The organism is Pseudomonas sp. NPDC089408, assembly GCF_044749445.1.
Classification (GTDB): Bacteria; Pseudomonadota; Gammaproteobacteria; order Pseudomonadales; family Pseudomonadaceae; genus Aquipseudomonas.
In genome coordinates this window covers 154906-179275 of sequence record NZ_JBIVHY010000006.1, presented here as the reverse complement: position 1 = coordinate 179275, position 24370 = coordinate 154906, and the positions used below count along the sequence as shown (strand labels likewise).

The following is a 24370-nucleotide window of genomic DNA, read 5'->3' as shown; positions in this document are numbered from 1 at the left end:
GATGAATTTCAAGTTGTGCGCAAGCCATTCAGACATTGCTAGCGGGCCGTAGAGCTCGAAATTGTTGTGAGCATACCAGTCATGGGCTCGCTGCCTTCTTCTATGTCCATGTTCGGATAGTCACCTGGGCGCCCTAGAAGCGGCGTGACCAGTAGTTCAGGTATGAATGCTTTAGCTAGATAGCTTCGCCATTTATTATCGCCTTCAGTGAATAGAAGGCGCGTACCCTCTGGAACATTGAAGATCTGAATAGTCACCACTTTCTTGTTCGCAAAGTAATTACACTCAGTTGCAATATTGGTTTTACTTCCTAAGCCGTGGGCCAGCTCACAATACTTGATACTGCCTATCAGCTTCATGTTCAGAGCTGGTGGATAGAAGTTTTCAACCGTCTCCCTGCGCTCATTGAAACGGCGCGCAACGTTGTGGTGTTCTGCAGTCCCAACAGGAATATTTTGATAGGTGACATCCGGATTTGAGTGATAGGGTATCTGTGGACAAGCGGGACTACAGCTGTACGACATCTGCGTGCTAAATCTCGGGCTTCCCGAAATATATCGATAGCCATAAGCATAAGGTGGATTTCCGACGGCATCCCCCTCATGCCAATTATGCTTACCACCTAAATTGTGCCCCATTTCATGAGCCAGCGCGCCTAAACATGAAATCACCGAATGCCCTTGAATTTTAGAAGCATTAATCCATGCCAAGCCGCAGTACTCGCTACCGGAAGAGTACAGGGACACCAAATCTGCACGCAATGCTTCCCGAACCTTGAGAAGGTCAACGCCAAATGGTTTCGCCAGGCGCATATCATCTAATTGCTGTTTGTAAGTTCTGCCGGTTTCGTCATAATCAGCGTCATAGAAACCCGCCAGCTCATAGGTAATTGCCACACGACTATTGCGCATATAGAGGTTGGCATCTTGCAGTGCCTGCGCTAAACCCATCCGGTAGTTAGGATTTCTTGCCCTGGTCTGTATGGAAGATACCAGCAATACCCGGATGATACTGTGCGCCGATTGGGGCCGCTTGCCTAGGGTAGGGTCTCTCTTTCCTGAATCAAGCCCCGCCAAAGGCTCGGCCTCCGGCGGCAGCTTCGATTCATCAACCTTGATGAGCACGTGTCGTCCATTGCCGATGTAATCCAAGCGATAGAGCTGGCCATCCACGTGTAGGTCGCCCACCACTTTGTCGCCCTCGCGTACAAGGGAAACCCAGTTGAACGGGTCAAAATCCATTTCTGATGAACTATTGAAACGCTGTCTGCGGTCCGTCGCAACATCGCCCACCCAACCGATCATTCCCGGAGCAGGTGAATCAGCATTTCTCATCTGATACTGGATGGTCTTGTGTTCGCCCAACTGAACAACCAACGACTTAGCGTCGGCCGAAACCGTCGAGGCCCTGACATCCACTTCCTGAATGCTCTGCGTCGCCGGATCGTCTAGCATAGTAGCCAGTAGAGGGGAGACCCCAGGTGCCTGTTTGAGTGCCTTCAACGACGTTCGCTCTTGTATCGCGCCGAGTTCAAAAAGCGTCGTAGATTGCGCTTGCGCAAGCGGGGGTAGTGTAGACGAAACACTACACGCTGAGACAAAAAGCACCGGTAAGACTGTCGTTAAACACTTCAAAGCTGCTGCTTTCATGATCGCATTCCATTGTGGAAAGTCGATCTCAGTTAAAAGCAGCGGAAGCACAGCTTCAACTGGCAGAAATGCTAGGTAGGCTGATCTTGACGCAGAAAAAAACCCCGGAAAGCCGTGAGCATCCGGGGCCAAGAGCGAGCAACATCCACTGTGCACGAACGAGGGTGACCAAACCCTCCGTTGCGGTAGATGGCTTGAGTGTGCGCACTTCGCGGCAGGTGGATTTAGCCGGAAACGACCTGTTCTTAGCCAAAGCAGCCATGCCGGCATTCTGTTGTTGCGGGTATGTCGCGGGCGTCACAGAATCGGTCGTAAATCAAAGCAGCACTCTCTTAGCGATCAAAGGGACAACAGCCATGATGCATGCGGATTTGATTGACCAGGACGATCTGGCAGGCCACCTGCGCGCGCGCGGGTTCGACATTCCCGCCGGGGCCAGCGCCGAGCAGGCTTGCGAAGCGGTGGTGCGTGGGCTGAACGAGCCTAATGCGCGGGCGCTGAAGGGTATGGTGGAGCAGATGTATACCGGTAGCGCGACGATTCTGCCGGCGGTGCGCCAGGCGATCGACAAGCAGTTGCTGCCAGCGTTGGCGCAGTTCAACAAGCGCGCCTGATTCATTTTTCCTGTACTGGCCTCTTCGCGGGTAAACCCGCTCCCACAGGTACTGCACCGGTCTCAAAAGCGGTGCGATACCTGTGGAAGCGGGTTTACCCGCGATGAGGCCAGCGCTGTTTCAGAGCCTTACGCTGGCAAAGGTCGACTCGTTGCGCGCCTGGCTCAGGGCCGCCATCGGCCCGCTGTGCGGCGACAGAGTCATGGCCTGCGGGATCGGCATCATCGCCACCTGCTGCGCAGTGTTGGAACCCACGCGCTCGTCACGCGGCGGAATGCCGAAGTACTCGCGGTAGCACTTGGAGAAGTGCGGGGTCGACACAAAACCGCACACCGAGGCCACTTCGATGATCGACATCGGCGTCTGCTTCAGCAGCTGCCGCGCACGGATCAGGCGCAGCTTCAGGTAGTAGCGCGACGGCGAGCAATGCAGGTACTTCTGGAACAGGCGCTCGAGCTGGCGTCGCGACACCGACACGTACACCGCCAGTTCGTCGAGGTCGATTGGCTCTTCGAGGTTGGCCTCCATCAGCGCGACGATTTCCTGCAGCTTCGGCTGGTTGGTGCCGAGCATGTGCTTGAGCGGCACGCGCTGGTGGTCTTGTTCGTTGCGGATACGTTCGTAGACGAACATCTCGGAGATCGCCGCCGACAGTTCGCGGCCATGGTCGCGGCTGATCAGGTGCAGCATCATGTCCAACGGCGCCGTGCCACCGGAGCTGGTGAAGCGGTTGCGGTCGAGGGTGAACAGGCGGGTGCTCATATTTACCCGCGGGTAGGCTTCCTGCATGGCCGCCAGGCATTCCCAGTGCACGCTGCAATCAAACCCATCGAGCAAGCCGGCACAAGCCAGCGCCCAGCTGCCGGTGCACACGGCACCCAGGCGGCGCGACTGACGGGCCTGGGCCTGCAGCCAGGTAACATGTTCGCGGGTAACGGTGCGCTGGATGCCAACGCCACCGCAGACGATCACGGTGTCGATCGGTGGCGCGCTGTGCATCGCCGCGTCGGGGGTGATCTGCAAGCCATCGCTGGCCCACACCTGGCCGCCATCGACGGTCAGCGTGTGCCAGCGGTACAGCTCGCGGCCGGACAGCTGGTTGGCCATGCGCAGCGGCTCGACGGCCGAAGCCAGGGAAATAAGGGTGAAATTGTCCAGAAGAAGAAACCCGATGGACTGGGGTGCTGTGCGGTTCTGGGTTGGATTCCCGGAGGTGTACGACGTCATCGCGATTTCTCCTCACACAAATGCAGGGTGTGCCTCAGGCGGGCACTGATTTCTTGTTATTACCCCGATTTCGTGTGCCGGGGCTTGGTGGCCAATCTCAACGCAAACGCCGTGCCTGAAATTGAACGGCTATCCAAAAAAACCTGAAAACGACGCCTTTGTTTGGCAAATCAGGTGCTTTGATCGGGTTGGCCAGGTTTCGCAAAACGGCGTACTAGGCGCCGTGCGTGTAACTGCTGAGCAATTTGGTGACACGCGCAGTGTAAGTTGCCCAGAAACGACACTCTTGAGTGTCACCGACAACGCCAACACTGATAACGACACCCGACGATCGGTATGCGTCGCGTTGCACCATAAAGGAGCATGGAAGTGGGGCTGGGTCCATGTAGGAGCGGCCTTGTGTCGCGATCGGGCCGCGAAGCGGCCCCAGGATTTCTGCTGTCATGCAAAAAATGCTGGGGCCGCTTTGCGGCCCGATCGCGACACAAGGCCGCTCCTACAAATCCGCGCAGGGCTTATGTAGGCCTATCAGCATTCAATGGCGCTGACCGCCAGACCACCGCGCGAGGTCTCTTTGTACTTGTCGTGCATGTCGGCGCCGGTGTCACGCATGGTACGGATCACCTGGTCGAGGGAAATAAAGTGCTCGCCATCACCACGCAGGGCCATCTGCACCGCGTTGATGGCCTTGACCGCGGCAATCGCGTTGCGCTCGATGCACGGTACCTGCACCAACCCGCCAACCGGGTCGCAGGTCAGGCCAAGGTTGTGCTCCAGGGCAATTTCCGCCGCATTCTCCAGCTGCGGCGGCGTTGCCCCCAGCACTTGCGCAAGGCCGGCAGCGGCCATGGCACAGGCCGAACCGACCTCACCCTGGCAGCCCACTTCAGCACCGGAAATGGACGCGTTCTTTTTGCACAGAATGCCAACCGCCGCAGCGCCCAGGAAGAAGTCGGTCACGCTCGACTCGTCCACCGCATCGCTGAACCGCATGTAGTAGTGCAGCACTGCCGGGATGATGCCCGCCGCGCCATTGGTAGGCGCGGTGACCATGCGCCCGCCAGCGGCGTTTTCTTCGTTGACCGCCAGGGCGAACAGGTTGACCCACTCCATGGCGCTCATGGTCGAGCCAATCACGTTGGGCTTGCCGATTTCCTGCAGGCTGCGGTGCAGCTTGGCGGCGCGGCGGCGCACGTTCAGCCCACCGGGCAACGTGCCCTCGTATTTCAGGCCGTTGTTGACGCAGTCCTGCATGGCCTCCCAGAGCTTGCGCAGGCCGGCGTGAATCTCTGCCTCGCTGCGCCAGACCTTCTCGTTGGCCATCATCAATTGCGACACGCTGAGGTCGTTTTGCTTGCACAGCTGCAGCAGTTCGGCGGCGCTGTTGAAGTCATACGGCAACACCGTCTGGTCGGCGTCCAGTACGCCACTGGCGGCCTGTGCGGCATCGACCACGAAACCGCCACCCACCGAGTAGTAGGTGTCGCGGTGCAACTCGCCCTGCTCGCCTTCGGCAATCAGGGTCATGGCGTTAGGGTGGTACGGCAGGTTCTCGTCCAGCAACAGCATGTCGCGGGCCCAGACGAACTCAATGGGCAGACGCCCGTCCAGCTTCAGGGTATTGGTTTCGCGCAGGTCGGCGATGCGCGGCACGATCTGGGTCGGGTCGATGGCGTCCGGCCAGTCGCCCATCAGGCCCATGATGGTGGCGTTGTCGGTGCCGTGACCGATACCGGTGGCCGACAGCGAGCCATACAGGCGCACCTCGATCCGCCTTACCTGCTCCAGCTCGCCGCGCTCACGCAGCCCCTGGACGAACAGGGCGCCAGCCCGCATGGGGCCGACGGTGTGGGAGCTGGAAGGCCCGACACCGATCTTGAACAGGTCGAACACGCTGATGGCCATTGTCGATTCACCTCTTGCTGGGCTTGTCTGTGCGCGTCATGCGCACGGCGGGGTAACTGCTAGGCTCAAGCAGGGCCGCCTTGAATTGCCTGCATCATCGGGCTTTTACCGGCCCCCTCGCCGTCTGCAACCGACGCCATTTTGTCCAGCAGCGCCGCACTATTTTGCTCAGGGAGCTACGCAGGGAGCGCGCCCGCCACGCCGTTTTACAGCGGCCTGGTGACGCAAAAATGCGGCCGAGGGGGTGGAAAAATCCATAAGCGACATCGCCCGTACTGGATACGACCCGTTCCGTACTGGATACGACCCCACCAGTAGGCGATTGCCCGGCGCTGGAGGATTATCGAAAGCGACTCGTAAAGCACGGCCACGCAACCTGCCCTCTGCAGGCCTGGTCGACCGGACCCTCAGAACGCCCGGCGACCCACGCGAACCCGAAGACAAAATCACAGGAGTCCATCCATGAAAGGTTCACCCTCGCTGTTGTTGGCTGCGTTGTTGTCTGCGCCGCTACTGGCCCAGGCCGCCGAACCCGAGCAATGCCAGACGGTACGCTTCTCGGATGTCGGCTGGACCGACATCACGGTCACCACGGCGACCACCAGCGTTGTGCTCGAAGCCCTGGGTTACAAGACCCACACCACCATGATCTCGGTACCGGTGACCTACAAGTCGCTGGCCACCGGCAAGGACCTGGACGTGTTTCTCGGCAACTGGATGCCGACCATGGAGAACGACATCAAGCAGTACCGCGACGCAGGCACGGTGGAGACCGTGCGCGCCAACCTGGAAAACGCCAAGTACACCCTGGCCGTGCCCCAGGCGCTGTATGACAAGGGCCTGAAGGATTTCAGCGACATCCCCAAGTTCAAAAAGGAACTGGACGGCAAGATCTACGGCATCGAGCCCGGCAACGATGGCAACCGCACCATCCAGAGCATGATCGACAAGAACGCCTTCGGCCTGAAGGACGCCGGTTTCAAGATCGTCCAGTCCAGCGAAGCCGGCATGCTGTCGCAGGTCGACCGTGCACAGAAGCGTGGTGAAGCGCTGGTGTTCCTCGGTTGGGAACCGCACCCGATGAACACCCGCTTCAAGATGCAGTACCTGACCGGCGGGGACGATTTCTTCGGCCCCGACTTCGGCAAGGCGACCGTGTTGACCAACACCCGCAAGGGCTATGTGCAGGAGTGCAGCAACGTTGGCCAGCTGTTGAAGAACCTGTCGTTCGAGCTCAAGGATGAAAGCACCATGATGGGCTATGTCCTGGACGACAAGATGAAACCAGAGGCCGCTGCCAAGAAATGGCTCAAGGACAACCCAGGCAAGCTGGACGCCTGGCTGGCTGGCGTTACCACCGTGGATGGCAAACCCGGCCTGGAGGCGGCCAAGGCCAAGCTCACGCAATAACGAAATACGCAATAGCGCTACCTCGGGGCAGGACCGTGCCTGCCCCGGGTTGATTTCAATCTATGCAGGTGGAAGCTCGCTATCATGCTTATCGATCAGAAAATACCCTTGGGCCAGTACATCGCGTCGTTCGTCGAATGGCTGACCCAGAACGGCGCTGAGTACTTCGACGCCATCGCGCAAGGCCTGGAGTTCATGATCCACGGCGTCACCAGCGCCCTGACGTTCTTCAACCCATTCGTACTCATCGCCCTGTTCGCCGCCCTGGCGCATTTCATCCAGCGCAAGTGGGCGCTGACCGCCTTCGTCGCCCTGTCGTTCCTGCTGATCCTCAACCTGGGGTACTGGCAAGAAACCATGGAAACCCTCGCCCAGGTGACCTTCGCCACCGTGGTCTGCGTGGCCATCGGCGTGCCGCTGGGCATCGTCGCCGCGCACAAGCCGATGTTCTACACCGCCATGCGTCCGGTACTCGACCTGATGCAGACGGTACCCACCTTCGTCTACCTGATCCCTACCCTGACCCTGTTCGGCCTGGGCGTGGTGCCGGGGCTGATCTCGACCGTGGTATTCGCCATTGCCGCGCCGATTCGCCTTACCTACCTGGGTATCTGCGACGTGCCGCAAGAGCTGCTGGACGCCGGCAAGGCGTTTGGCTGCTCGCGGCGCCAGCTGCTGACCCGTATCGAACTGCCGCACGCGATGCCCAGCATCGCCGCTGGCGTCACCCAGTGCATCATGCTGTCGTTGTCGATGGTGGTGATTGCCGCCCTGGTCGGCGCTGACGGCCTGGGCAAACCTGTGGTCAACGCACTGAATACCGCCGATATTTCCCTGGGCTTCGAAGCGGGCCTGGCGATCGTGCTGCTGGCAATCATGCTCGACCGTATCTGCAAGCAACCGGAGCTGCCGGTAAGGGGTGAAGCATGAGCATCATTCGTTTCGAAGACGTCGACGTCATCTTCTCCAACAAACCGCGCGAGGCACTGGCGCTGCTGGACAAGGGCCAGACCCGCGAGCAGATCCTCAAGCAGACCGGCCTGGTGGTCGGCGTCGAAAAAGCCAACCTGGACATCCAGAAGGGCGAGATCTGCGTGCTGATGGGCTTGTCCGGGTCGGGCAAGTCGAGCCTGCTGCGCTGCATCAACGGCCTCAACACCGTCAGCCGCGGCAAGCTGTTTGTCGAGCACGAAGGCAAGCACATCGACATTGCCCACTGCACCCCGGCCGAGCTGAAGATGATGCGCACCAAGCGCATTGCCATGGTGTTCCAGAAGTTCGCCCTGATGCCCTGGCTGACGGTGCGCGAGAACATCAGCTTTGGCCTTGAAATGCAGGGCCGCCCGGAAAAGGAACGGCGCAAGCTGGTCGACGAAAAACTTGAGCTGGTGGGCCTGACCCAGTGGCGCAACAAGAAACCGGACGAGCTGTCGGGCGGCATGCAGCAGCGCGTGGGCCTGGCCCGGGCGCTGGCGATGGATGCCGACATCCTGCTGATGGACGAACCGTTCTCGGCCCTCGACCCGCTGATCCGCCAGGGCTTGCAGGATGAACTGCTGGGCCTGCAAGCCAAGCTGAGCAAGACCATCGTGTTCGTCAGCCACGACCTGGACGAGGCGTTGAAGCTGGGTAGCCGCATCGCGATCATGAAGGACGGGCGGATCATCCAGTACAGCAAGCCGGAAGAAATCGTGCTGAACCCGGCCGACGAATACGTTCGTACCTTCGTCGCCCACACCAATCCACTGAACGTGCTGTGCGGCCGCAGCCTGATGCGAAGCCTGGACAACTGCAAGCGGGTCAATGGTTCGGTGTGCCTGGACCCGGGCGGCGATTCGTGGCTGGACCTTGGCGAAGGCAACTCGATCAAGCGCGCACGCCAGGGGCAGAACGGGCTGGAGATGCAGAACTGGGTGCCGGGGCAATCGGTGGAAGGGCTGGGGCGCAGGCCTACGCTGGTGCATGCGGATATCGGCATGCGTGAGGCGCTGCAGATTCGTTACCAGACCGGCAACAAGCTGGTGCTGCAGGAGAACGACAAAATGGTCGGGATTCTGGGGGATACCGAGCTGTATCACGCGTTGCTTGGCAAGAACCACGGGTGATGGAATTGGGGCCGCGTTGCGGCCCATCGCGACACAAGGCCGCTCCTACAGGGGAACGCGTAACCACCTGGTAAACGCGTATCCCTGTAGGAGCGGGTTTACCCGCGAAGGGCTGCAAAGCAGCCCCAATCAATATTTCAGCGAACAACAATCCCGCGCGAAGCCATGTAAGCCTTGGCCTCCGGCACCGTGTACTCGCCAAAGTGGAAAATACTGGCCGCCAGCACCGCGCTGGCATGCCCTTCCAGAATGCCGTCAGCCAGGTGCTGCAGGTTACCCACACCCCCCGAGGCAATCACCGGAATCCCCAGCGCATCACTGATGGCGCGGGTAACCCCCAGGTCGAAGCCGTTCTTCATGCCGTCCTGGTCCATGCTGGTCAGCAGGATCTCGCCAGCCCCCAGGCCTTCCATCTTCTTCGCCCACTGCACGGCATCCAGCCCGGTCGGCTTGCGCCCACCGTGGGTGAAAATTTCCCAGCGCGGTTCTTCACCCGGGCCAGACACCTTCTTGGCGTCGATGGCAACAACGATGCACTGCGAACCGAAACGGTCCGCCGCCTCACCCACGAACTCCGGGTTGAACACCGCCGCCGTGTTGATCGAGACCTTGTCGGCACCGGCATTGAGCAGGTTGCGGATGTCCTGCACGGTGCGCACACCACCGCCCACGGTCAGCGGGATGAACACCTGGCTGGCCATGCGCTCGACGGTATGCAGGGTGGTGTCGCGGCCATCGACGCTGGCGGTGATGTCGAGGAAGGTGATTTCGTCGGCACCTTGCTCGTCGTAGCGACGGGCGATTTCCACCGGGTCGCCGGCATCACGGATGTTTTCGAACTTGACGCCCTTGACCACCCGGCCGTTGTCCACGTCCAGGCAAGGGATGATGCGCTTGGCCAGTGCCATGGTTCAGTCCTCAGCCTTGGTAGTTGTCGCAGAAGGCCTGGGCCTCGGCGACATCGAGGGTGCCTTCGTAGATGGCACGGCCGGTGATGGCGCCAACGATGCCCGGGGCCTTGGCGTCCAGCAGGGCCTTGATGTCACCCAAGTTGTGGATACCACCCGAGGCAATTACCGGAATGCGCGTGGCTTCGGCCAGGGCTTTGGTGAAGGGCACGTTGCAGCCTTGCATCATGCCGTCCTTGGCGATGTCGGTGTAGACGATCGCCGAGACGCCATCGGCCTCGAACCGCTTGGCCAGGTCGATGACCTGCACCGAGCTGACTTCGGCCCAACCGTCGGTGGCAACGAAGCCGTCCTTGGCGTCCAGGCCAACGATGACCTTGCCCGGGAAGGCCTTGCACGCTTCGGCGACGAACTCTGGCTGCTTGACCGCCTTGGTGCCGATGATCACGTAGCTGACGCCAGCCTTGACATAGTGCTCGATGGTTTCCAGCGAGCGGATGCCACCGCCGATCTGGATCGGCAGGGTGGGGTAGCGTTTGGCGATGGCGGTGACCACCTCACCGTTGACCGGCTGGCCTTCGAAGGCGCCGTTGAGGTCGACCAGGTGCAGGCGGCGGCAGCCACCCTCGACCCACTTGGCGGCCATGCTCACCGGGTCGTCGGAAAATACCGTGGAGTCTTCCATGCGGCCCTGGCGCAGGCGCACGCACGCGCCGTCCTTCAGATCGATAGCGGGGATAATCAGCATCTTGGGAACCTGTCTGTTCTTGGGGTTTCAGGGCTTCTCGAGCGCCCACAGATCGCTTTCGATGCTCTCGAACCGCTCCTTGAGGTGCAGCTGAACATCGGCAATCGCCCTGTTGTAGTAAAGGGGTGCAATTTCTTTGCTGAACAGCTCCAGGACCTCGGCCACCTCGAACGAACCCAGCTCCAGCTCGAAACGGTCTTCGAGAAAGCGCTTGAGCGTGTGCAACGCGTCACGCTCCTGCTCGGGGGCCAGGGTAAGGACCGGGGCCTTGGTCTTTGACTTGCTCATTTACCAGCGCCCGTCCCAGGCGACGAAGTTCTGCAGCAGCTGCAGGCCATGGGTATGGCTCTTCTCCGGGTGGAACTGCACGGCAAAGCGCGAGCCATCGGCCAGCGCGGCGGCGAAATCGACGCCGTAGTGGCCGCGGCCGACCACCTGGCCCGGCTTGCCGGCATTGATGTAGTAGCTGTGCACGAAGTAGAAGCGTGCGCGGTCAGGGATGTCGTGCCACAGCGGGTGGTCGATGGCCTGGCTGACTTCGTTCCAGCCCATGTGAGGCACCTTAAGGTGCTCGCCGCCTTCTTGCAGGTCTTTGCCGAAGAAGCGCACCTGGCCGGGGAACAGGCCGATGCAGTCGACGCCGGTGTTTTCCTCGCTGTGCTCCAGCAGCGCCTGCATACCTACGCAGATGCCGAGGAACGGGCGGTCCTGGCTGACTTCACGTACCAGGCTGTCGAAGCCCAGGCGGCGGATTTCAGCCATGCAGTCACGAATCGCGCCTACGCCCGGGAACACCACGCGGTCAGCTTCGCGAATGACCGCGGCATCGCTGGTGACCAGCACTTTACCGGCACCTACGTGCTCAAGCGCCTTGGCCACCGAGTGCAGGTTGCCCATGCCATAGTCGATTACGGCTACCGTCTGCATTTACAGGCACCCTTTGGTGGACGGCATCTGGCCGGCCATGCGCTCGTCGAGGGTGACAGCCATGCGCAGCGCGCGGCCGAAAGCCTTGAACACGGTTTCGATCTGGTGGTGGGTGTTGTGGCCACGCAGGTTGTCGATGTGCAGGGTCACCAGGGCGTGGTTGACGAAGCCCTGGAAGAACTCCTGGAACAGGTCGACATCGAAGCCGCCGACGCTGGCACGGGTGTACGGCACATGCATCTGCAGGCCCGGGCGGCCGGAAAAGTCGATGACCACGCGCGACAGCGCTTCGTCCAACGGCACGTAGGCGTGGCCGTAGCGGAAGATGCCTTTCTTGTCACCGATGGCCTGGGCGAATGCCATGCCCAGGGTGATACCGACGTCTTCGACGGTATGGTGATCGTCGATATGCGTGTCACCCTTGCACTCGATATCCAGATCGATCAGCCCATGGCGGGCGATCTGGTCCAGCATGTGTTCAAGAAAAGGCACACCGATATCGAATCGGGCCTTGCCACTGCCATCGAGGTTGATCGAGCACTTGACCTGGGTTTCCAGGGTATTGCGCTCGACGGAAGCCTTACGTTCGACCATCACCAGCTCCGCAAAATCATTGGGCGAAAAGGGCTCCATTATAGGCCCAGAACGCGCCAGCTTGAAACGCGGATGACATATGGCAAAGCGAGGAACTACGGGGGCTGGATGCTGCTACAGGTCTATACAACTGCGTAATGGGGGCTCTTTGTAGGAGCGGCCTTGCGTCGCGAAGGGCTGCGCAGCAGCCCCAGGGTCCATACGTACACGCTGAACCCCTGGGGGCTGCTGCGCAGCCCATCGCGACACAAGGCCGCTCCTACAACTGATCGCGTGAACGCTAGGGCCTTGCTGTATCACACATCAATGGAACAGCACCGCCGTCTTCTGCAGGGTAATCCACACCCCCCAGGCCAACGGCACAACCACCACCGCCCAGGCCAGCAGCACCAGCGGCAGGCTGCCTGGCGCCGCTTTCCACTCCAGCGAGCGCGCCCCATCGGCACCCTTGTCATGGCTCAAAGCTCGCTCAGCCGCCAGCTCGGCATCGCTCATGAAGTGTTTATCGGCAACCGGCCGCACCAGCATGTTGCAGATAAAGCCCAGCACCAGCAGCCCGGCGAGGATGTACAAGGTCATGTCGTACGCCGCCGCACGCTCCACGCCCGCCGCCAGTTGAGACTCACGCAGGTAGGTGATCAGCACCGGCCCCAGTACCCCCGCCGCCGCCCAGGCAGTCAGCAAGCGACCATGAATGGCACCGACCATCTGCGTGCCGAACAGGTCGGCCAGGTACGCCGGCACCGTGGCAAAGCCACCGCCATACATCGACAGAATGATGCAGAACGCCGCCACGAACAGCGCCACATTGCCCAGGTGGCCCATGTTCGGCACCAGGCTGTACAAGCCCACGCCCAGGGCGAAGAAGGCGAAGTAGGTGTTTTTGCGGCCGATATAGTCGGAGAACGACGCCCAGAAGAACCGCCCGCCAATGTTGAACAGGCTCAGCAGGCCAGTGAAACCGGCGGCGATCGCGGCAATCTGCGCCAGCTGGGCAGTGTTCAGTTGGCTGAAGGTCAGTTCGTTACCCAGCAGCTTGCCGGCGAACACTTCCTGCAGCAGCGGCGAGGCCATGCCGAGAATGCCGATACCGGCCGACACGTTCAGGCACAGCACCAGCCAGATCAGCGCGAACTGTGGGGTTTTCCAGGCCACGCTGACGTGCACGTGGCGGTCGGTAACCATTGTGTTGCCGGCTTTCTTCAGCGGGGCGGTCCAGCCTTCAGGCTTCCAGCCGGTCGGCGGCACGCGATAGGCCAGGGCGCCAGCGGTCATGAATACGAAGTAGATTGCCGCCATGGCGACGAAGCTCTGCCACACCCCCACTTCGTGCTCGTTGCCAAAATGCCCCATCAGCGCGGTGGCCAGCGGTGCGCCAACCATGGCCCCGCCGCCAAAGCCCATGATCGCCATGCCGGTGGCCATGCCGCGCTTGTCCGGGAACCACTTGATCAGGGTCGACACGGGCGAGATATAGCCCAGGCCCAGGCCGATACCGCCGATGACCCCGGAACCCAGCCACATCAGCCACAGCTGGTGGGTTTTAACGCCAATGGCCGAAATCAGCATGCCGCCACACCAGCACAGTGCCGAGACCAGGCCGGCCTTGCGCGGCCCGGCGTGTTCCAGCCAGCCGCCCAACACGGCCGCCGAACAACCGAGGAAGACGAAGAACAAGGTGTAAATCCAGCTCAGCATCGAGATCGGCCAGTCGCACTCGGCGCTGAACATGCGAGCCATGAAGCCCATGTCCGCAGCGCAAGCGACGGGGGCGGTAATACCGAGGGCTTGCGACAAAGGCAGCCAGAACACCGAGAAGCCATAGGCCATGCCGATGCACAGGTGAATGGCCAGGGCCGCTGGCGGGACCAGCCAGCGGTTAAAGCCCGGGCGGGCGATGATGCGCTCCTTCGACAGGAAGCCTGGCGCACTGGCCAAGGTACCCGTCGCGACGGTACTGCTCATGGATTTGATCCTTTCTTATAGGGTGGGGGCAGGCAAAGCGGCGCAAGGGTAGCAGCTTCAAGTGACATGAAAGCAATCTGATATCGTTCATTTTTGCTCGGCTGAAACGGTCCTGTCGTCTGTACTGGTCTCTTCGCGGGTAAACCCACGCAGGTACTCCTCAGGCCTGGAAGACAGTGGGCCCCTGTGGGAGCGGGTTCACCCGCGAAGAGGCCGGCACAGGCAAAACATTCGGAACAAGCAAAATCATGGCTGTCGAAAGCCGTACCATCTGCTGCAAGCATAGGAAATGTCCTGCTTCTCTTGTCGAATACGCAGGGACATACACGGCGGCGCTATACTCAGCCGCTTGAATTTCAAATCGGACTACAAGGACTCGCCCATGAAAGCGTTCGGCAAAATCCTGGGACTGGGGCTTCTCGGGTTGCTGCTGATCATCGTGGCGCTGGGCTTCGCCCTGACCCACCTCTTCGATCCCAACGACTACAAAGACGAGATTCGCCAGCTGGCACGCGACAAGGCGCACGTCGAACTGACCCTCAACGGTGACATCGGCTGGAGCCTGTTCCCGTGGCTGGGCCTGGAGCTGCACGAAGCCAGCATCGCCACCTTGGCCAAACCCAAAGAGCCGTTCGCTGACCTGCAGATGCTGGGCCTGTCGGTACGGGTACTGCCATTGCTGCGCCGCGAAGTGCAGATGAGCGATGTGCGCGTCGAAGGCCTGAACCTGACCCTGGTGCGCGACGAACAGGGCCATGGCAACTGGGAAGACATCGGCAAGCCACTGCCCGCGGAAAACGGCGCAGCCACCGACGCACCGGCCCAGGCGCCTGCCGAGCAGAAGCCAGCGACTGCCGATGGCAACGACCGTGCCGTCAAGCTGGACATCGACAGCCTGACCGTGAACAACGCCCGGGTGCAGTACACCGATGCCAAGACCGGCCAGAGCTACAGCGCCGAAAGCATCCAGCTGAGCACCGGGCCAGTCCATGAAGGCGCGAACATCCCGCTCAAGGCCAGTGCGTTCATCAGTGCCAGCCAGCCAAACATCAAGGCCCGCACCGAGCTGGCCGGCGAACTGCGCTTCGACCGCAAGCTCAAGCGCTACAACTTCGAAGACATGCGCCTGTCGGGCGAAACCTCGGGTGAGCCTACCGGCGGCAAGACCGTGACCTTCGCCGCCCAGGGCCAGTTGCTGGTCGACCTGGCCGCCAATGTTGCCTCGTGGAGCGGCCTGAAAGTCTCGGCCAACCAGCTGCGCGCGCTCGGTGAACTGAACCTGCGTGACCTGGACAAGGCACCGCAGTTGAGCGGCGGCCTGTCCATCGCCCAGTTCAACCTGCGCACCTTCCTCGACAGCATCGGCCACCCGCTGCCGGCCACCAACGACCCAGCGGCCTTTGCCAAGCTGGAGCTGGTTACCCGCCTGCAGGGCACACCCAGCAGCCTGGCCCTGGAAGACCTGGCCGTGAAGCTGGACGACAGCACCTTCAGTGGCCGCGTGGCCGTCGAAGATTTCGCCAAACAGGCCCTGCGCCTGCAGCTTAAAGGCGACACCTTCGACGCCGACCGCTACCTGCCGGCCAAGAGCGAGCAAGCCAAGGGCGCCACCGCTGCGCGCCAGGCCGAGGTCAAGCAACAGGAAGCCAGCGCGGTGGCCGGTGCTGGCAGCTCGCCGCTGCCCAATGCGCCGACCCAGGTGGCCTGGAGCGACGACAAGCTGCTGCCGGTCGACCGCCTGCGCGCCCTCGACCTGCAGGCCGAACTGGCCTTCGGCTCGCTGACCCTCGATAAACTGCCCATCGTCGATGCCCAGCTCAAAGCCATCAGCCAAGGCGGCCTGCTGACCCTGCAGACCCTGCGCGGCGGCTTATACAACGGCACCTTCGAAGCCAAGGGCACGGTCGATGTGCGCCCTGCCGTGCCGCAACTGGGGGTAAATACCAACATCCAGCGGGTGCCGGTTGAGCACTTCATCAAGACCGAGGGCAAGGACCAGGCACCACCGGTCAAGGGCCTGCTGACCCTGACCAGTGATCTGACCGCCACCGGCAACAGCCAGAAGGCACTGGTCGACACGCTCAACGGCAGTGCAAACTTCACTATCAACGATGGCGTGCTGGTCAATGCCAACCTGGAACAACAACTGTGCCAGGCCATCGCCACGCTCAATCGCAAGACCCTGAGCGGCGAACCACGTGGCAAGGACACCCCCTTCCGGGAACTGCGCGGCAGCCTGGTGGTGCGCAATGGTGTTGCCAGCAACCCGGACCTCAAGGCACGCATCCCGGGCCTGACCGTCAACGGCCATGGCGACCTTGACCTGCGCGTGCTGGGTATGGACTACAACGTGGGCGTGATCGTCGAAGGCGACCAGCGTGCCATGCCGGACCCGGCCTGCCAGGTCAATGAACGCTATGTGGGCGTTGAAGTGCCGCTGCGCTGCCGCGGCCCGCTGGAACTTGGCGCCAAGGCCTGCCGCCTGGACCAGAATGGCTTGGGCAAGGTGGCGGCCAAACTGGCCGGCAACCGCCTGAAAGACAAGATCGACGAAAAGCTCGATGAAAAACTCGGAGACAAAGTGAGCCCGGAATTGAAAGACGCGCTCAAGGGGCTGTTCAAGCGATGAGCCCCGAGCAGTTCTCCAGCGCTGTGCTGGATTGGTATGACGAACACGGCCGGCACGACCTGCCCTGGCAACAGGGCATCACCCCGTACCGGGTGTGGGTGTCGGAAATCATGTTGCAGCAGACCCAGGTCAGCACCGTGCTGAACTACTTCGACCGCTTCATGCAGGCCCTGCCAACCGTGCAGGCCCTGGCCGAAGCGCCGGAGGACGAAGTGCTGCACCTGTGGACAGGCCTTGGCTACTACACCCGTGCACGCAACCTGCAAAAGGCCGCGAAGATCGTTGTCGAGCAACATGGCGGCGAGTTCCCGCGCAGTGTCGAGCAGCTCACCGAGCTGCCCGGCATTGGCCGCTCCACGGCCGGCGCTATCGCCAGTATCAGCATGGGCATCCGCGCGCCGATCCTCGACGGTAACGTCAAGCGCGTGCTGGCCCGCTACAGTGCCCAGGGCGGCTACCCCGGCGAGCCCAAGGTGGCCAACCAGCTGTGGGCCACGGCCGAGCGCTTTACCCCACAGCAGCGTGCCAACCACTACACCCAGGCGATGATGGACATGGGCGCCACGCTGTGCACGCGCAGCAAGCCCAGCTGCCTGATCTGCCCGCTGCAGCGTGGCTGCGAAGCCCACCTGCACGGCGAAGAAACCCGCTACCCCGAGCCAAAACCACGCAAGGCGCTGCCACAACGGCGCACGCTGATGCCGCTACTGGCCAACCACGAAGGCGCCATCCTGCTTTACCGACGCCCTTCCAGCGGCCTGTGGGGCGGCTTGTGGAGCCTGCCGGAACTGGAAGACATCGACCAGCTCGACGACCTGGCCTACCAGCACGGCCTGCGCCTGGCTGGCAGCCACGCCATGGACGGCCTGACCCACACCTTCAGCCACTTCCAGCTGGCGATCGAGCCCTGGCTGGTGCGCGTCGATGCGCTCGGTGAGCACGTGGCCGAGGCCGACTGGCTCTGGTATAACCTCGCCACCCCGCCGCGCCTGGGCCTTGCCGCCCCGGTGAAAAAGCTGCTTAAACGCGCGGCCGACGAACTGATTGCAGGAGAAGCCCGATGACCCGCACCGTGATGTGCCGCAAGTACAAAGAAGAACTGCCAGGCCTGGAACGCCCGCCCTACCCCGGCGCCAAGGGCCAGGACATCTTCGACCACATCTCGGAGAAAGCCTGGGAAGACTGGAAGAAACACCAGACCATGTTAATCAACGAAAAGCGCCTGAACATGATGAACGGCGAAGACCGCAAGTTCCTCCAGGGCGAGATGGACAAGTTTTTCGCTGGCGAGGAATACGCCCAGGCGGAAGGCTACGTTCCACCCTCGGAATGACCCCACGAATCGTAAGCGACGGAATTAATTTAAAATTTTTTCAAAAAGTCGTTGACGGGCCGTCAGAAAATCTATTTAATTCACCTCGTCGCCCAGATAGCTCAGTCGGTAGAGCAGAGGATTGAAAATCCTCGTGTCGGCGGTTCGACTCCGTCTCTGGGCACCACCTTCAAGCTTCTGGTGGTTGCAAAGTTACCCGAAGCGACAACAAGAAACCCGCCTAGTGCGGGTTTTTTGTTGTCTGTAATTTTTGCTCAAGGGTTGGCAGCCAAGCATTTTTGCTGCCCAACCCAATAGCAGCCCTTATCCCGCAGTGCGCGGCAGCACCTCGGCATGCAGCCTCACCCCAAGCGCCGCCATAACTTTCATAATGGTCGCCAGGCTGGGGTTACCTTCAGCAGACAGCGCCTTGTACAAGCCTTCCCGTGTAAGCCCAGTATCGCGTGCCAATTGAGCCATGCCACGGGCACGAGCGATATCGCCCAAGGCAGCTGCGAGCAACGTTGGGTCGTTTTCTTCCAGACAGGCTTCAAGATACAAAGCCATGTCCTCTTCCGTCTTCAAATGGTCTACAGCGTCCCATTTGGTCAGTTTGATATTTGCCACGAAGGCCTCCTAGAGGTCGCGAGCCAGCTTGAGAGCGGATTTGATATCCCTGGCCTGGCTAGCTTTATCGCCACCCGCCAGGAGGATGATCACTTCATAACCTCGCTGAACGAAGTACACCCGATAGCCCGGACCATAGTCGATCCGCAACTCGGACACCCCTTCAGCAACCGGCTTACAGTCCCCCATCACCCCAAGCTCAACTCGACGCAACCGGACGTTGATGCGGGCTTTCGCCCGCGAACCCCGCAAAGCAGCGAACCACCTTCGATAGGTTTCGGTTTGAATTAAAGTATGCATGGGAAAAATGTAAACCTCAGTTCACACTACAGCCCATTTGTAGCTGTTTCAAACTGTTTATGGGTACGCAGTTGACCAGCATCAAATGGCCAGCACTCGCCGGATCTTAAGGTGGTGGATGGATATCCAAATCGACTTAACAAGGCCCGCCATGAGCGAAGAATCCCCCCTCCTGCTCCCCGCCCCCAGCGAACCCGCTATCACCCCGGCCCGCACACGCCGCCCACGCCAGCGCAAGCCGGAGCCGACGATCACCAGCATCAGCCTGCAGCCTGCGGCCCTGGAAGTGGCCACCGCCCCCAGGGGCAGCAACGAAGACAGCACAAGGGCGCGACTGCCGGCCAGCTACCCGTACCGCACCCGCTTGCGCCGCCAGGAATACGAGAAGGCCAAGCATGAACTGCAGATCGAGTTGTTGAAGGTGCAGAGCTGGGTGAAGGAAACCGGCCAGCGCATCGTGGTCCTGTTCGAAGGGCGCGATGCTGCAGGCAAGGGCGGTACCATCAAGCGCTTCATGGAGCACCTCAACCCTCGCGGTGCGCGCATCGTTGCCCTGGAGAAGCCTTCCGAGCAGGAACAGGGCCAGTGGTATTTCCAGCGCTACATCCAGCACCTGCCCACAGCGGGGGAAATGGTCTTCTTCGACCGTTCCTGGTACAACCGCGCCGGGGTCGAGAAGGTGATGGATTTCTGTACGCCGCTGCAGTACCTGGAGTTCATGCGCCAGGCCCCGGACCTTGAGCGCATGCTGTGCAACAGCGGCATTCTGCTGTTCAAGTACTGGTTCTCGGTGAACCGCGAAGAGCAGCTGCGCCGCTTCATCTCTCGCCGCGACGACCCGCTCAAGCACTGGAAACTGTCGCCCATCGACATCAAGTCGCTGGACAAGTGGGACGATTACACCGGCGCCAAGGAAGCGATGTTCTTCCATACCGACACCGCCGATGCGCCGTGGACGGTGATCAAGTCCGATGACAAGAAGCGTGCGCGGATCAACTGCATCCGGCATTTTTTGCATCAGCTGGATTACCCGGGCAAGGACCACAGCGTAGCGCATGCGCCGGATGCGCTGCTGGTCGGGCGAGCATCGCGGGAGTTCGAGGAGGATGAGCCGGTAGGTTAGCCAGTTAGATTGCCGGGGCTGCTTTGCAGCCCCCTTTGCGCGACACTTGGGTTTTCTGGGCAACTGCGTTTCAATACGCGCACTTTTCAAGCACACCCCAGGATTCCCCCATGGCCACCTCTACCAAGCAACAGAAACGCGCCAAACGCGCCGCCACCAAGGCCAAGCAGAACCGCATGGTACGCAGCGGCCAGGCAGTCAAGGCCAGTGCCGGTGACAGCGCCAGTGTCGAGCAGGTGTACAACAAGGCCATGGAGTCGGGCAGCTACGACGCGATGTTCAACAAGATGAAGGAAGCCCAGGAAAGCGGTGGCCTGGTGCCGATGATCTCGGTATTCCTGGTCGACCCGCTGCTGGCCCTGGTGCTCAAGGGGCACAAGGAAGAACACGCCACCGACTACATCGTGCTGGTGTTCAATGCCTACCGTAAGTGGCTGGATGGCGCGGACGAAGAGGCGACCATGGCCTGGCTGGAGAGCGATGAGTTCCAGGCAGCCTACGTGGCGGCCTCTGAGGCGGTGGCCAAGCAGCAGCAGCAACAGAAGCAGTTTGGCTAATAGGGCCAAGTAACCTGTTCTGGCCTATTCGCGGGTGAACCCGCTCCTACACAGGCCGCCGCAGGCCACGGACGTGCGATGCCCGTTGTAGGAGCGGGTTCACCCGCGAAAGGGCCAGCACAGGCAACAAAAAAGGCCGCGCCCCTTCTCAGGACGCGGCCTTTTCATTACAGCCAGCGCAGATCAGTTATCCAACGCCACCCGCCCGGCAGCTTCACGCTTGCGATGCACCAGCAACCCAGCCGCCACCACGCCAATGCTCAGCAGTGCCGTCGCGATGATCTCGGCACGGTGGTCCTCACGCAGCGCCATCACCACCAAAATGGCAACGATGAAGGCAATGGTCGCCCAGGTCAGGCCCGGGAACAGCCACATCTTGAAGGTAATCTTCTCGCCACGGGCTTCACGCTGGGCACGCATGCGCAGCTGCGAAATGGCAATCACCAGGTACACCAGCAGGGCAATGGCACCCGAGCTGGCCAGCAGGAACTCGAACACCTGCGCCGGTGCCACGAAGTTGGCGAATACGCACAGGAACGCCGCTGCAGTGGACAACAGTACCGCCACATGCGGGGTCGCCGCCTTGGTGGTGCGCTGGGCAATGGCCGGCGCGTCGCCACGCTTGCTCAGCGAGAACAGCATGCGCGAAGAGGTGTACAGCGCCGAGTTCAGGCAGCTGGTCACGGCGATCAGCACGACAATGTCGACGATCAGCTTGGCATTCGGCACGCCGATGCGGCTAAGCACAGTCTGGTAGGAGCCGGTTTCAGCCAGCGCCGGGTCGTTCCACGGCACCAGGGCCACGACCAGGAAGATCGACACCAGGTAGAACAGGCAGATACGCCAGATCACCGAGTTGGTAGCACGGCTGATCTGCTTGCCCGGGTCCTTGGACTCGGCGGCGGCGATGGTGACAATTTCAGTACCCATGAACGAGAACATGGTGGTCAACATGGCCGCCAGTACTGCGCCCAGGCCATTAGGCATGAAGCCCTGGGTATCGAACAGGTGGCTGGCACCGCTTACCTGGCTGCTCGGTACAAAGCCAAACATGGCCGCGCAACCCACGGCGATGAAGCCGATGATCGCCAGCACCTTGAGCAAGGCAAACCAGAACTCGAACTCACCGTAGTTCTTCACGCTGCACAGGTTGGTCAGGGTCAGCGCCAGGGTAATGATGAGGGAGAAGGCCCACAGGTCAACCGCAGGGAACCAGGCATGCAGGATGGCCGCAGCCGCGTTGGCCTCAAGCGGAATCACCAGCACCCAGAACCACCAGTACAGCCAGCCAATGGTGAAACCGGCCCAGCGCCCGATGGCGCGGTCGGCATACGTAGAGAAAGAACCGGTGTCCGGCGAAGCGACCGCCATTTCACCCAGCATGCGCATTACCAGCACGACCAGCGTACCGGCAGCGGCGTAAGCCATCAGCACGGCCGGGCCGGCCGCTGCGATGGCGTGGCCGGAGCCTACGAACAGGCCGGCACCGATGACACCAGCGATGGACAGCATGGTTACATGCCGTTGTTTGAGCCCCTGAGCGAGGTCATTGGAATTGTTACCGCTCATTGAAACTACCTTTGTAAGGAGTGGACCACGCCGACTGCGGGAACAAAGCGCGCCAGGGGTTGGACTAGGCGTCGCTGCAATCGGCGGTTTCCTTCTGGCAATTAACGCGCCATGTGCTGAATGCATTCGTCAGAAAATTCTGCGGGCCTTTTAGCATGCGGCTTGGAGGGCTTTCGGCCAAGCGGTGACCGAAAGGCCGCCAAAACATCGGATTACTGAAATACTCACTTACAAATGCACCAAAGGTGCTCCCCGGTAACACCTGTGCACCTGTGCAATGCAGAAAAGTAAAACCCTTGGGTGCAACCCTGAATACGCATTGGGGCCTTCGCGGGTGCACCCGCACCTACGTGGGCGCTTGGCTTTTAGGTCAGGTTTGGGCCGCGAATGGTCTAAAACCGCTTCCATGAGCCGGCCAAAGCTGGCACCATCGCGCCTTTTTTCATCAAGGCTCTGGTGCTGGGCGAGACCTTCGCGGACATCCGCGCGACGTTACGCTGTAGCGATGCGACAAACTGCCCCACCAGCGCCCAGAGTCCCCGGCGTCCCTGTTGGCCGTCATAATGCCGCTATGCTAGCTTGGCGCACGCCAGGAAGGCCGCCAACAGCTGGGAACGCACCCGAACACATGAGGACCGCACATGGCTCAGGCCACGCCCGCGCTGGAAATCCGCAATCTGCACAAACGCTACGGCGAGCAGGAAATTCTCAAGGGTATTTCGCTGACCGCTCGCGACGGTGACGTGATCTCCATCCTGGGGTCGTCCGGCTCCGGCAAGTCCACCCTGCTGCGCTGCATCAACCTGCTCGAGAACCCGCACCAGGGCGAAATCCTGGTGGCCGGCGAAGCCCTCAAGCTCAAGGCCGCCAAAAACGGCGACCTGATCGCCGCCGACAACCGCCAGATCAATCGCCTGCGCAGTGAAATCGGCTTTGTCTTTCAGAACTTCAACCTGTGGCCGCACATGTCGATCCTCGACAACATCATCGAGGCGCCACGCCGCGTGCTCGGCCAAAGCAAGGCCGAGGCCATCGAAGCCGCCGAAGCGCTGCTGAACAAGGTCGGCATCTACGACAAGCGCCACAGCTACCCCGCCCAGCTTTCCGGTGGCCAGCAACAGCGCGCCGCCATTGCCCGTACCCTGGCCATGAAACCCAAGGTGATCCTGTTCGACGAGCCGACTTCGGCACTCGACCCGGAAATGGTCCAGGAAGTGCTTAACGTTATCCGCGCACTGGCCGACGAAGGCCGTACCATGCTGCTGGTAACGCACGAGATGAACTTTGCCCGCCATGTGTCCAGCGAAGTGGTCTTCCTGCACCAGGGCCTGGTCGAAGAGCAGGGATCGCCGCAACAGGTCTTTGAAAGCCCGACCTCGGCGCGTTGCAAGCAATTCATGTCCAGCCACCGCTAACGGAGCAATACATGCACACTTACAAGAAGTTCCTCCTGGCAGCTGCTGCCACGCTGGTAATGTCGGCAAACGCCATGGCCGCAGAAAAACTGCGCATGGGCATCGAAGCCGCCTACCCACCGTTCAACAACAAGGATGCCAGCGGTAACGTGGTTGGTTTCGACAAAGACATCGGCGACGCCCTGTGCGCCAAGATGAAAGTCGAGTGCTCGGTCGTCACCTCCGACTGGGACGGCATCATCCCGGCACTGAACGCCAAGAAGTTCGACTTCCTGGTGTCGTCGCTGTCGATCACCGACGAGCGCAAACAGGCGGTCGACTTCACCGAGCCGTACTACTCGAACAAGCTGCAATTCATTGCTCCGAAGAACGTCGACTTCAAGACCGACAAGGCCTCGCTGAAAGGCAAGGTTATCGGCACCCAGCGCGCCACCCTGGCCGGCACCTACCTTGAAGACAACTTCCCGGGCGTTGACATCAAGCTGTACGACACCCAGGAAAACGCCTACCTCGACCTGGTCTCCGGCCGCATCGACGGCATTCTGGCCGACAAGTACGTGCAGTACGAGTGGCTGAAGAGCAAAGACGGCTCGAACTTCGAGTTCAAGGGCGAGTCGGTGATGGACAGCGACAAGATCGGCATCGCCGTGCGCAAGGGTGACACCAAGCTGCGCGACGAGCTGAACAAAGCCCTGGCAGAAATCAAGGCCGACGGTACGTACAAGAAGATCAACGACAAGTACTTCCCGTTCAGCATCGAATGATCCGCCCTGACCTGCGCGCCCC

The 24370-nt window shown here is 61.0% G+C and carries 23 protein-coding genes and 1 tRNA gene; 12 read left to right on the top strand and 12 right to left on the bottom strand.

Annotated elements, in window-relative coordinates:
- Positions 1-38: 38 nt before the first annotated feature.
- Positions 39-1649 (bottom strand): zinc-dependent metalloprotease family protein, encoded by a 1611-nt coding sequence (locus tag ACIP02_RS12445; RefSeq protein WP_400616830.1) that lies wholly within the window; start codon positions 1647-1649, stop codon positions 39-41.
- A 356-nt stretch (positions 1650-2005) separates the two neighbouring features.
- On the opposite strand from ACIP02_RS12445, the gene ACIP02_RS12440 reads away from it, so the two are divergent.
- Entirely contained in the window at positions 2006-2263 is a 258-nt protein-coding gene (locus ACIP02_RS12440; protein WP_021782639.1) for a hypothetical protein, read from the top strand.
- 120 nt (positions 2264-2383) lie between these two features.
- Here the strand turns inward: ACIP02_RS12440 and ACIP02_RS12435 are convergent, their stop codons facing one another.
- Both ACIP02_RS12435 and ACIP02_RS12430 read right to left on the bottom strand, forming a co-directional pair.
- The gene (locus ACIP02_RS12435) at positions 2384-3490 is read right to left on the bottom strand and encodes a GlxA family transcriptional regulator (protein WP_085625951.1); all 1107 of its coding nucleotides are present in this window, start codon (positions 3488-3490) and stop codon (positions 2384-2386) included.
- 528 nt (positions 3491-4018) lie between these two features.
- Positions 4019-5395 carry an L-serine ammonia-lyase gene (locus ACIP02_RS12430; protein ID WP_400616827.1) on the bottom strand — a complete coding sequence of 459 codons (1377 nt, stop codon included), beginning with the start codon at positions 5393-5395 and terminating at the stop codon, positions 4019-4021.
- 462 nt (positions 5396-5857) lie between these two features.
- On the opposite strand from ACIP02_RS12430, the gene ACIP02_RS12425 reads away from it, so the two are divergent.
- The 3 genes from ACIP02_RS12425 to choV all read left to right on the top strand — a co-directional run bounded on the left by ACIP02_RS12425 (position 5858) and on the right by choV (position 8910).
- A complete protein-coding gene (locus tag ACIP02_RS12425) occupies positions 5858-6805 on the top strand; it encodes a choline ABC transporter substrate-binding protein (RefSeq protein ID WP_201202156.1) in 948 nt (315 codons plus the stop codon).
- An 81-nt stretch (positions 6806-6886) separates the two neighbouring features.
- Positions 6887-7735 (top strand): choline ABC transporter permease subunit, encoded by an 849-nt coding sequence (gene choW, locus ACIP02_RS12420; RefSeq protein ID WP_400617106.1) that lies wholly within the window; start codon positions 6887-6889, stop codon positions 7733-7735.
- Complete coding sequence (gene choV / locus ACIP02_RS12415) at positions 7732-8910, top strand: choline ABC transporter ATP-binding protein (protein WP_400616823.1); 1179 nt, start codon at positions 7732-7734, stop codon at positions 8908-8910. Before choW ends, choV begins: the two co-directional genes overlap by 4 nt.
- A gap of 137 nt (positions 8911-9047) precedes the next feature.
- Here choV and hisF read toward each other — a convergent pair whose 3' ends face one another.
- The 6 genes from hisF to ACIP02_RS12385 all read right to left on the bottom strand — a co-directional run bounded on the left by hisF (position 9048) and on the right by ACIP02_RS12385 (position 14052).
- Entirely contained in the window at positions 9048-9818 is a 771-nt protein-coding gene (gene hisF, locus ACIP02_RS12410) for an imidazole glycerol phosphate synthase subunit HisF (protein ID WP_346643162.1), read from the bottom strand.
- Positions 9819-9828: 10 nt separating this feature from the next.
- Positions 9829-10566, bottom strand: a complete 738-nt coding sequence (gene hisA / locus ACIP02_RS12405; protein ID WP_060494680.1) for a 1-(5-phosphoribosyl)-5-[(5-phosphoribosylamino)methylideneamino]imidazole-4-carboxamide isomerase — start codon at positions 10564-10566, stop codon at positions 9829-9831.
- Positions 10567-10593: 27 nt separating this feature from the next.
- Positions 10594-10854, bottom strand: coding sequence for a DUF2164 domain-containing protein (locus ACIP02_RS12400; protein ID WP_201202159.1), 261 nt, complete (start codon positions 10852-10854; stop codon positions 10594-10596).
- Positions 10855-11493 (bottom strand): imidazole glycerol phosphate synthase subunit HisH, encoded by a 639-nt coding sequence (gene hisH, locus ACIP02_RS12395; RefSeq protein ID WP_400616818.1) that lies wholly within the window; start codon positions 11491-11493, stop codon positions 10855-10857. It abuts the gene before it with no gap.
- Positions 11494-12087, bottom strand: coding sequence for an imidazoleglycerol-phosphate dehydratase HisB (hisB, locus tag ACIP02_RS12390; protein WP_009682881.1), 594 nt, complete (start codon positions 12085-12087; stop codon positions 11494-11496). It abuts the gene before it with no gap.
- Between the two features lie 303 nt (positions 12088-12390).
- Positions 12391-14052 carry an OFA family MFS transporter gene (locus tag ACIP02_RS12385; RefSeq protein WP_400616814.1) on the bottom strand — a complete coding sequence of 554 codons (1662 nt, stop codon included), beginning with the start codon at positions 14050-14052 and terminating at the stop codon, positions 12391-12393.
- A 382-nt stretch (positions 14053-14434) separates the two neighbouring features.
- On the opposite strand from ACIP02_RS12385, the gene ACIP02_RS12380 reads away from it, so the two are divergent.
- The 4 genes from ACIP02_RS12380 (at position 14435) to ACIP02_RS12365 (ending at position 18180) form a co-directional block, all read left to right on the top strand.
- On the top strand, positions 14435-16681 hold the full coding sequence (locus ACIP02_RS12380) for an AsmA family protein (protein WP_400616811.1): 2247 nt from the start codon (positions 14435-14437) through the stop codon (positions 16679-16681).
- Positions 16678-17745, top strand: coding sequence for an A/G-specific adenine glycosylase (mutY, locus tag ACIP02_RS12375; protein ID WP_400616808.1), 1068 nt, complete (start codon positions 16678-16680; stop codon positions 17743-17745). Before ACIP02_RS12380 ends, mutY begins: the two co-directional genes overlap by 4 nt.
- Positions 17742-18014 (top strand): oxidative damage protection protein, encoded by a 273-nt coding sequence (locus ACIP02_RS12370; protein WP_085676330.1) that lies wholly within the window; start codon positions 17742-17744, stop codon positions 18012-18014. The genes mutY and ACIP02_RS12370 overlap by 4 nt, the downstream gene beginning before the upstream one ends.
- Before the next feature lie 90 nt (positions 18015-18104).
- Positions 18105-18180: transfer RNA gene (locus tag ACIP02_RS12365), tRNA-Phe, on the top strand.
- 137 nt (positions 18181-18317) lie between these two features.
- On the opposite strand, the gene ACIP02_RS12360 is transcribed toward ACIP02_RS12365, so the two are convergent.
- Both ACIP02_RS12360 and ACIP02_RS12355 read right to left on the bottom strand, forming a co-directional pair.
- On the bottom strand, positions 18318-18620 hold the full coding sequence (locus ACIP02_RS12360; protein WP_400616804.1) for an addiction module antidote protein: 303 nt from the start codon (positions 18618-18620) through the stop codon (positions 18318-18320).
- Between the two features lie 9 nt (positions 18621-18629).
- Entirely contained in the window at positions 18630-18920 is a 291-nt protein-coding gene (locus ACIP02_RS12355) for a type II toxin-antitoxin system RelE/ParE family toxin (RefSeq protein WP_400616801.1), read from the bottom strand.
- Positions 18921-19071: 151 nt separating this feature from the next.
- Between ACIP02_RS12355 and ppk2 the strand changes: the two genes are divergently transcribed.
- Together ppk2 and ACIP02_RS12345 are read left to right on the top strand one after the other, a co-directional pair.
- Positions 19072-20043: a polyphosphate kinase 2 gene (ppk2, locus tag ACIP02_RS12350; RefSeq protein WP_400616798.1), complete on the top strand. Its 972-nt coding sequence runs from the start codon at positions 19072-19074 to the stop codon at positions 20041-20043.
- A gap of 110 nt (positions 20044-20153) precedes the next feature.
- On the top strand, positions 20154-20600 hold the full coding sequence (locus ACIP02_RS12345; protein WP_400616795.1) for a hypothetical protein: 447 nt from the start codon (positions 20154-20156) through the stop codon (positions 20598-20600).
- Positions 20601-20783: 183 nt separating this feature from the next.
- Here ACIP02_RS12345 and gabP read toward each other — a convergent pair whose 3' ends face one another.
- Entirely contained in the window at positions 20784-22169 is a 1386-nt protein-coding gene (gabP, locus tag ACIP02_RS12340) for a GABA permease (RefSeq protein WP_400616792.1), read from the bottom strand.
- A gap of 641 nt (positions 22170-22810) precedes the next feature.
- Here gabP and ACIP02_RS12335 point away from each other — a divergent pair.
- Positions 22811-23584, top strand: a complete 774-nt coding sequence (locus ACIP02_RS12335; protein WP_400616789.1) for an ABC transporter ATP-binding protein — start codon at positions 22811-22813, stop codon at positions 23582-23584.
- 11 nt (positions 23585-23595) lie between these two features.
- Positions 23596-24348 (top strand): ABC transporter substrate-binding protein, encoded by a 753-nt coding sequence (locus tag ACIP02_RS12330; RefSeq protein WP_400616786.1) that lies wholly within the window; start codon positions 23596-23598, stop codon positions 24346-24348.
- The last annotated feature ends 22 nt before the right edge of the window (positions 24349-24370 follow it).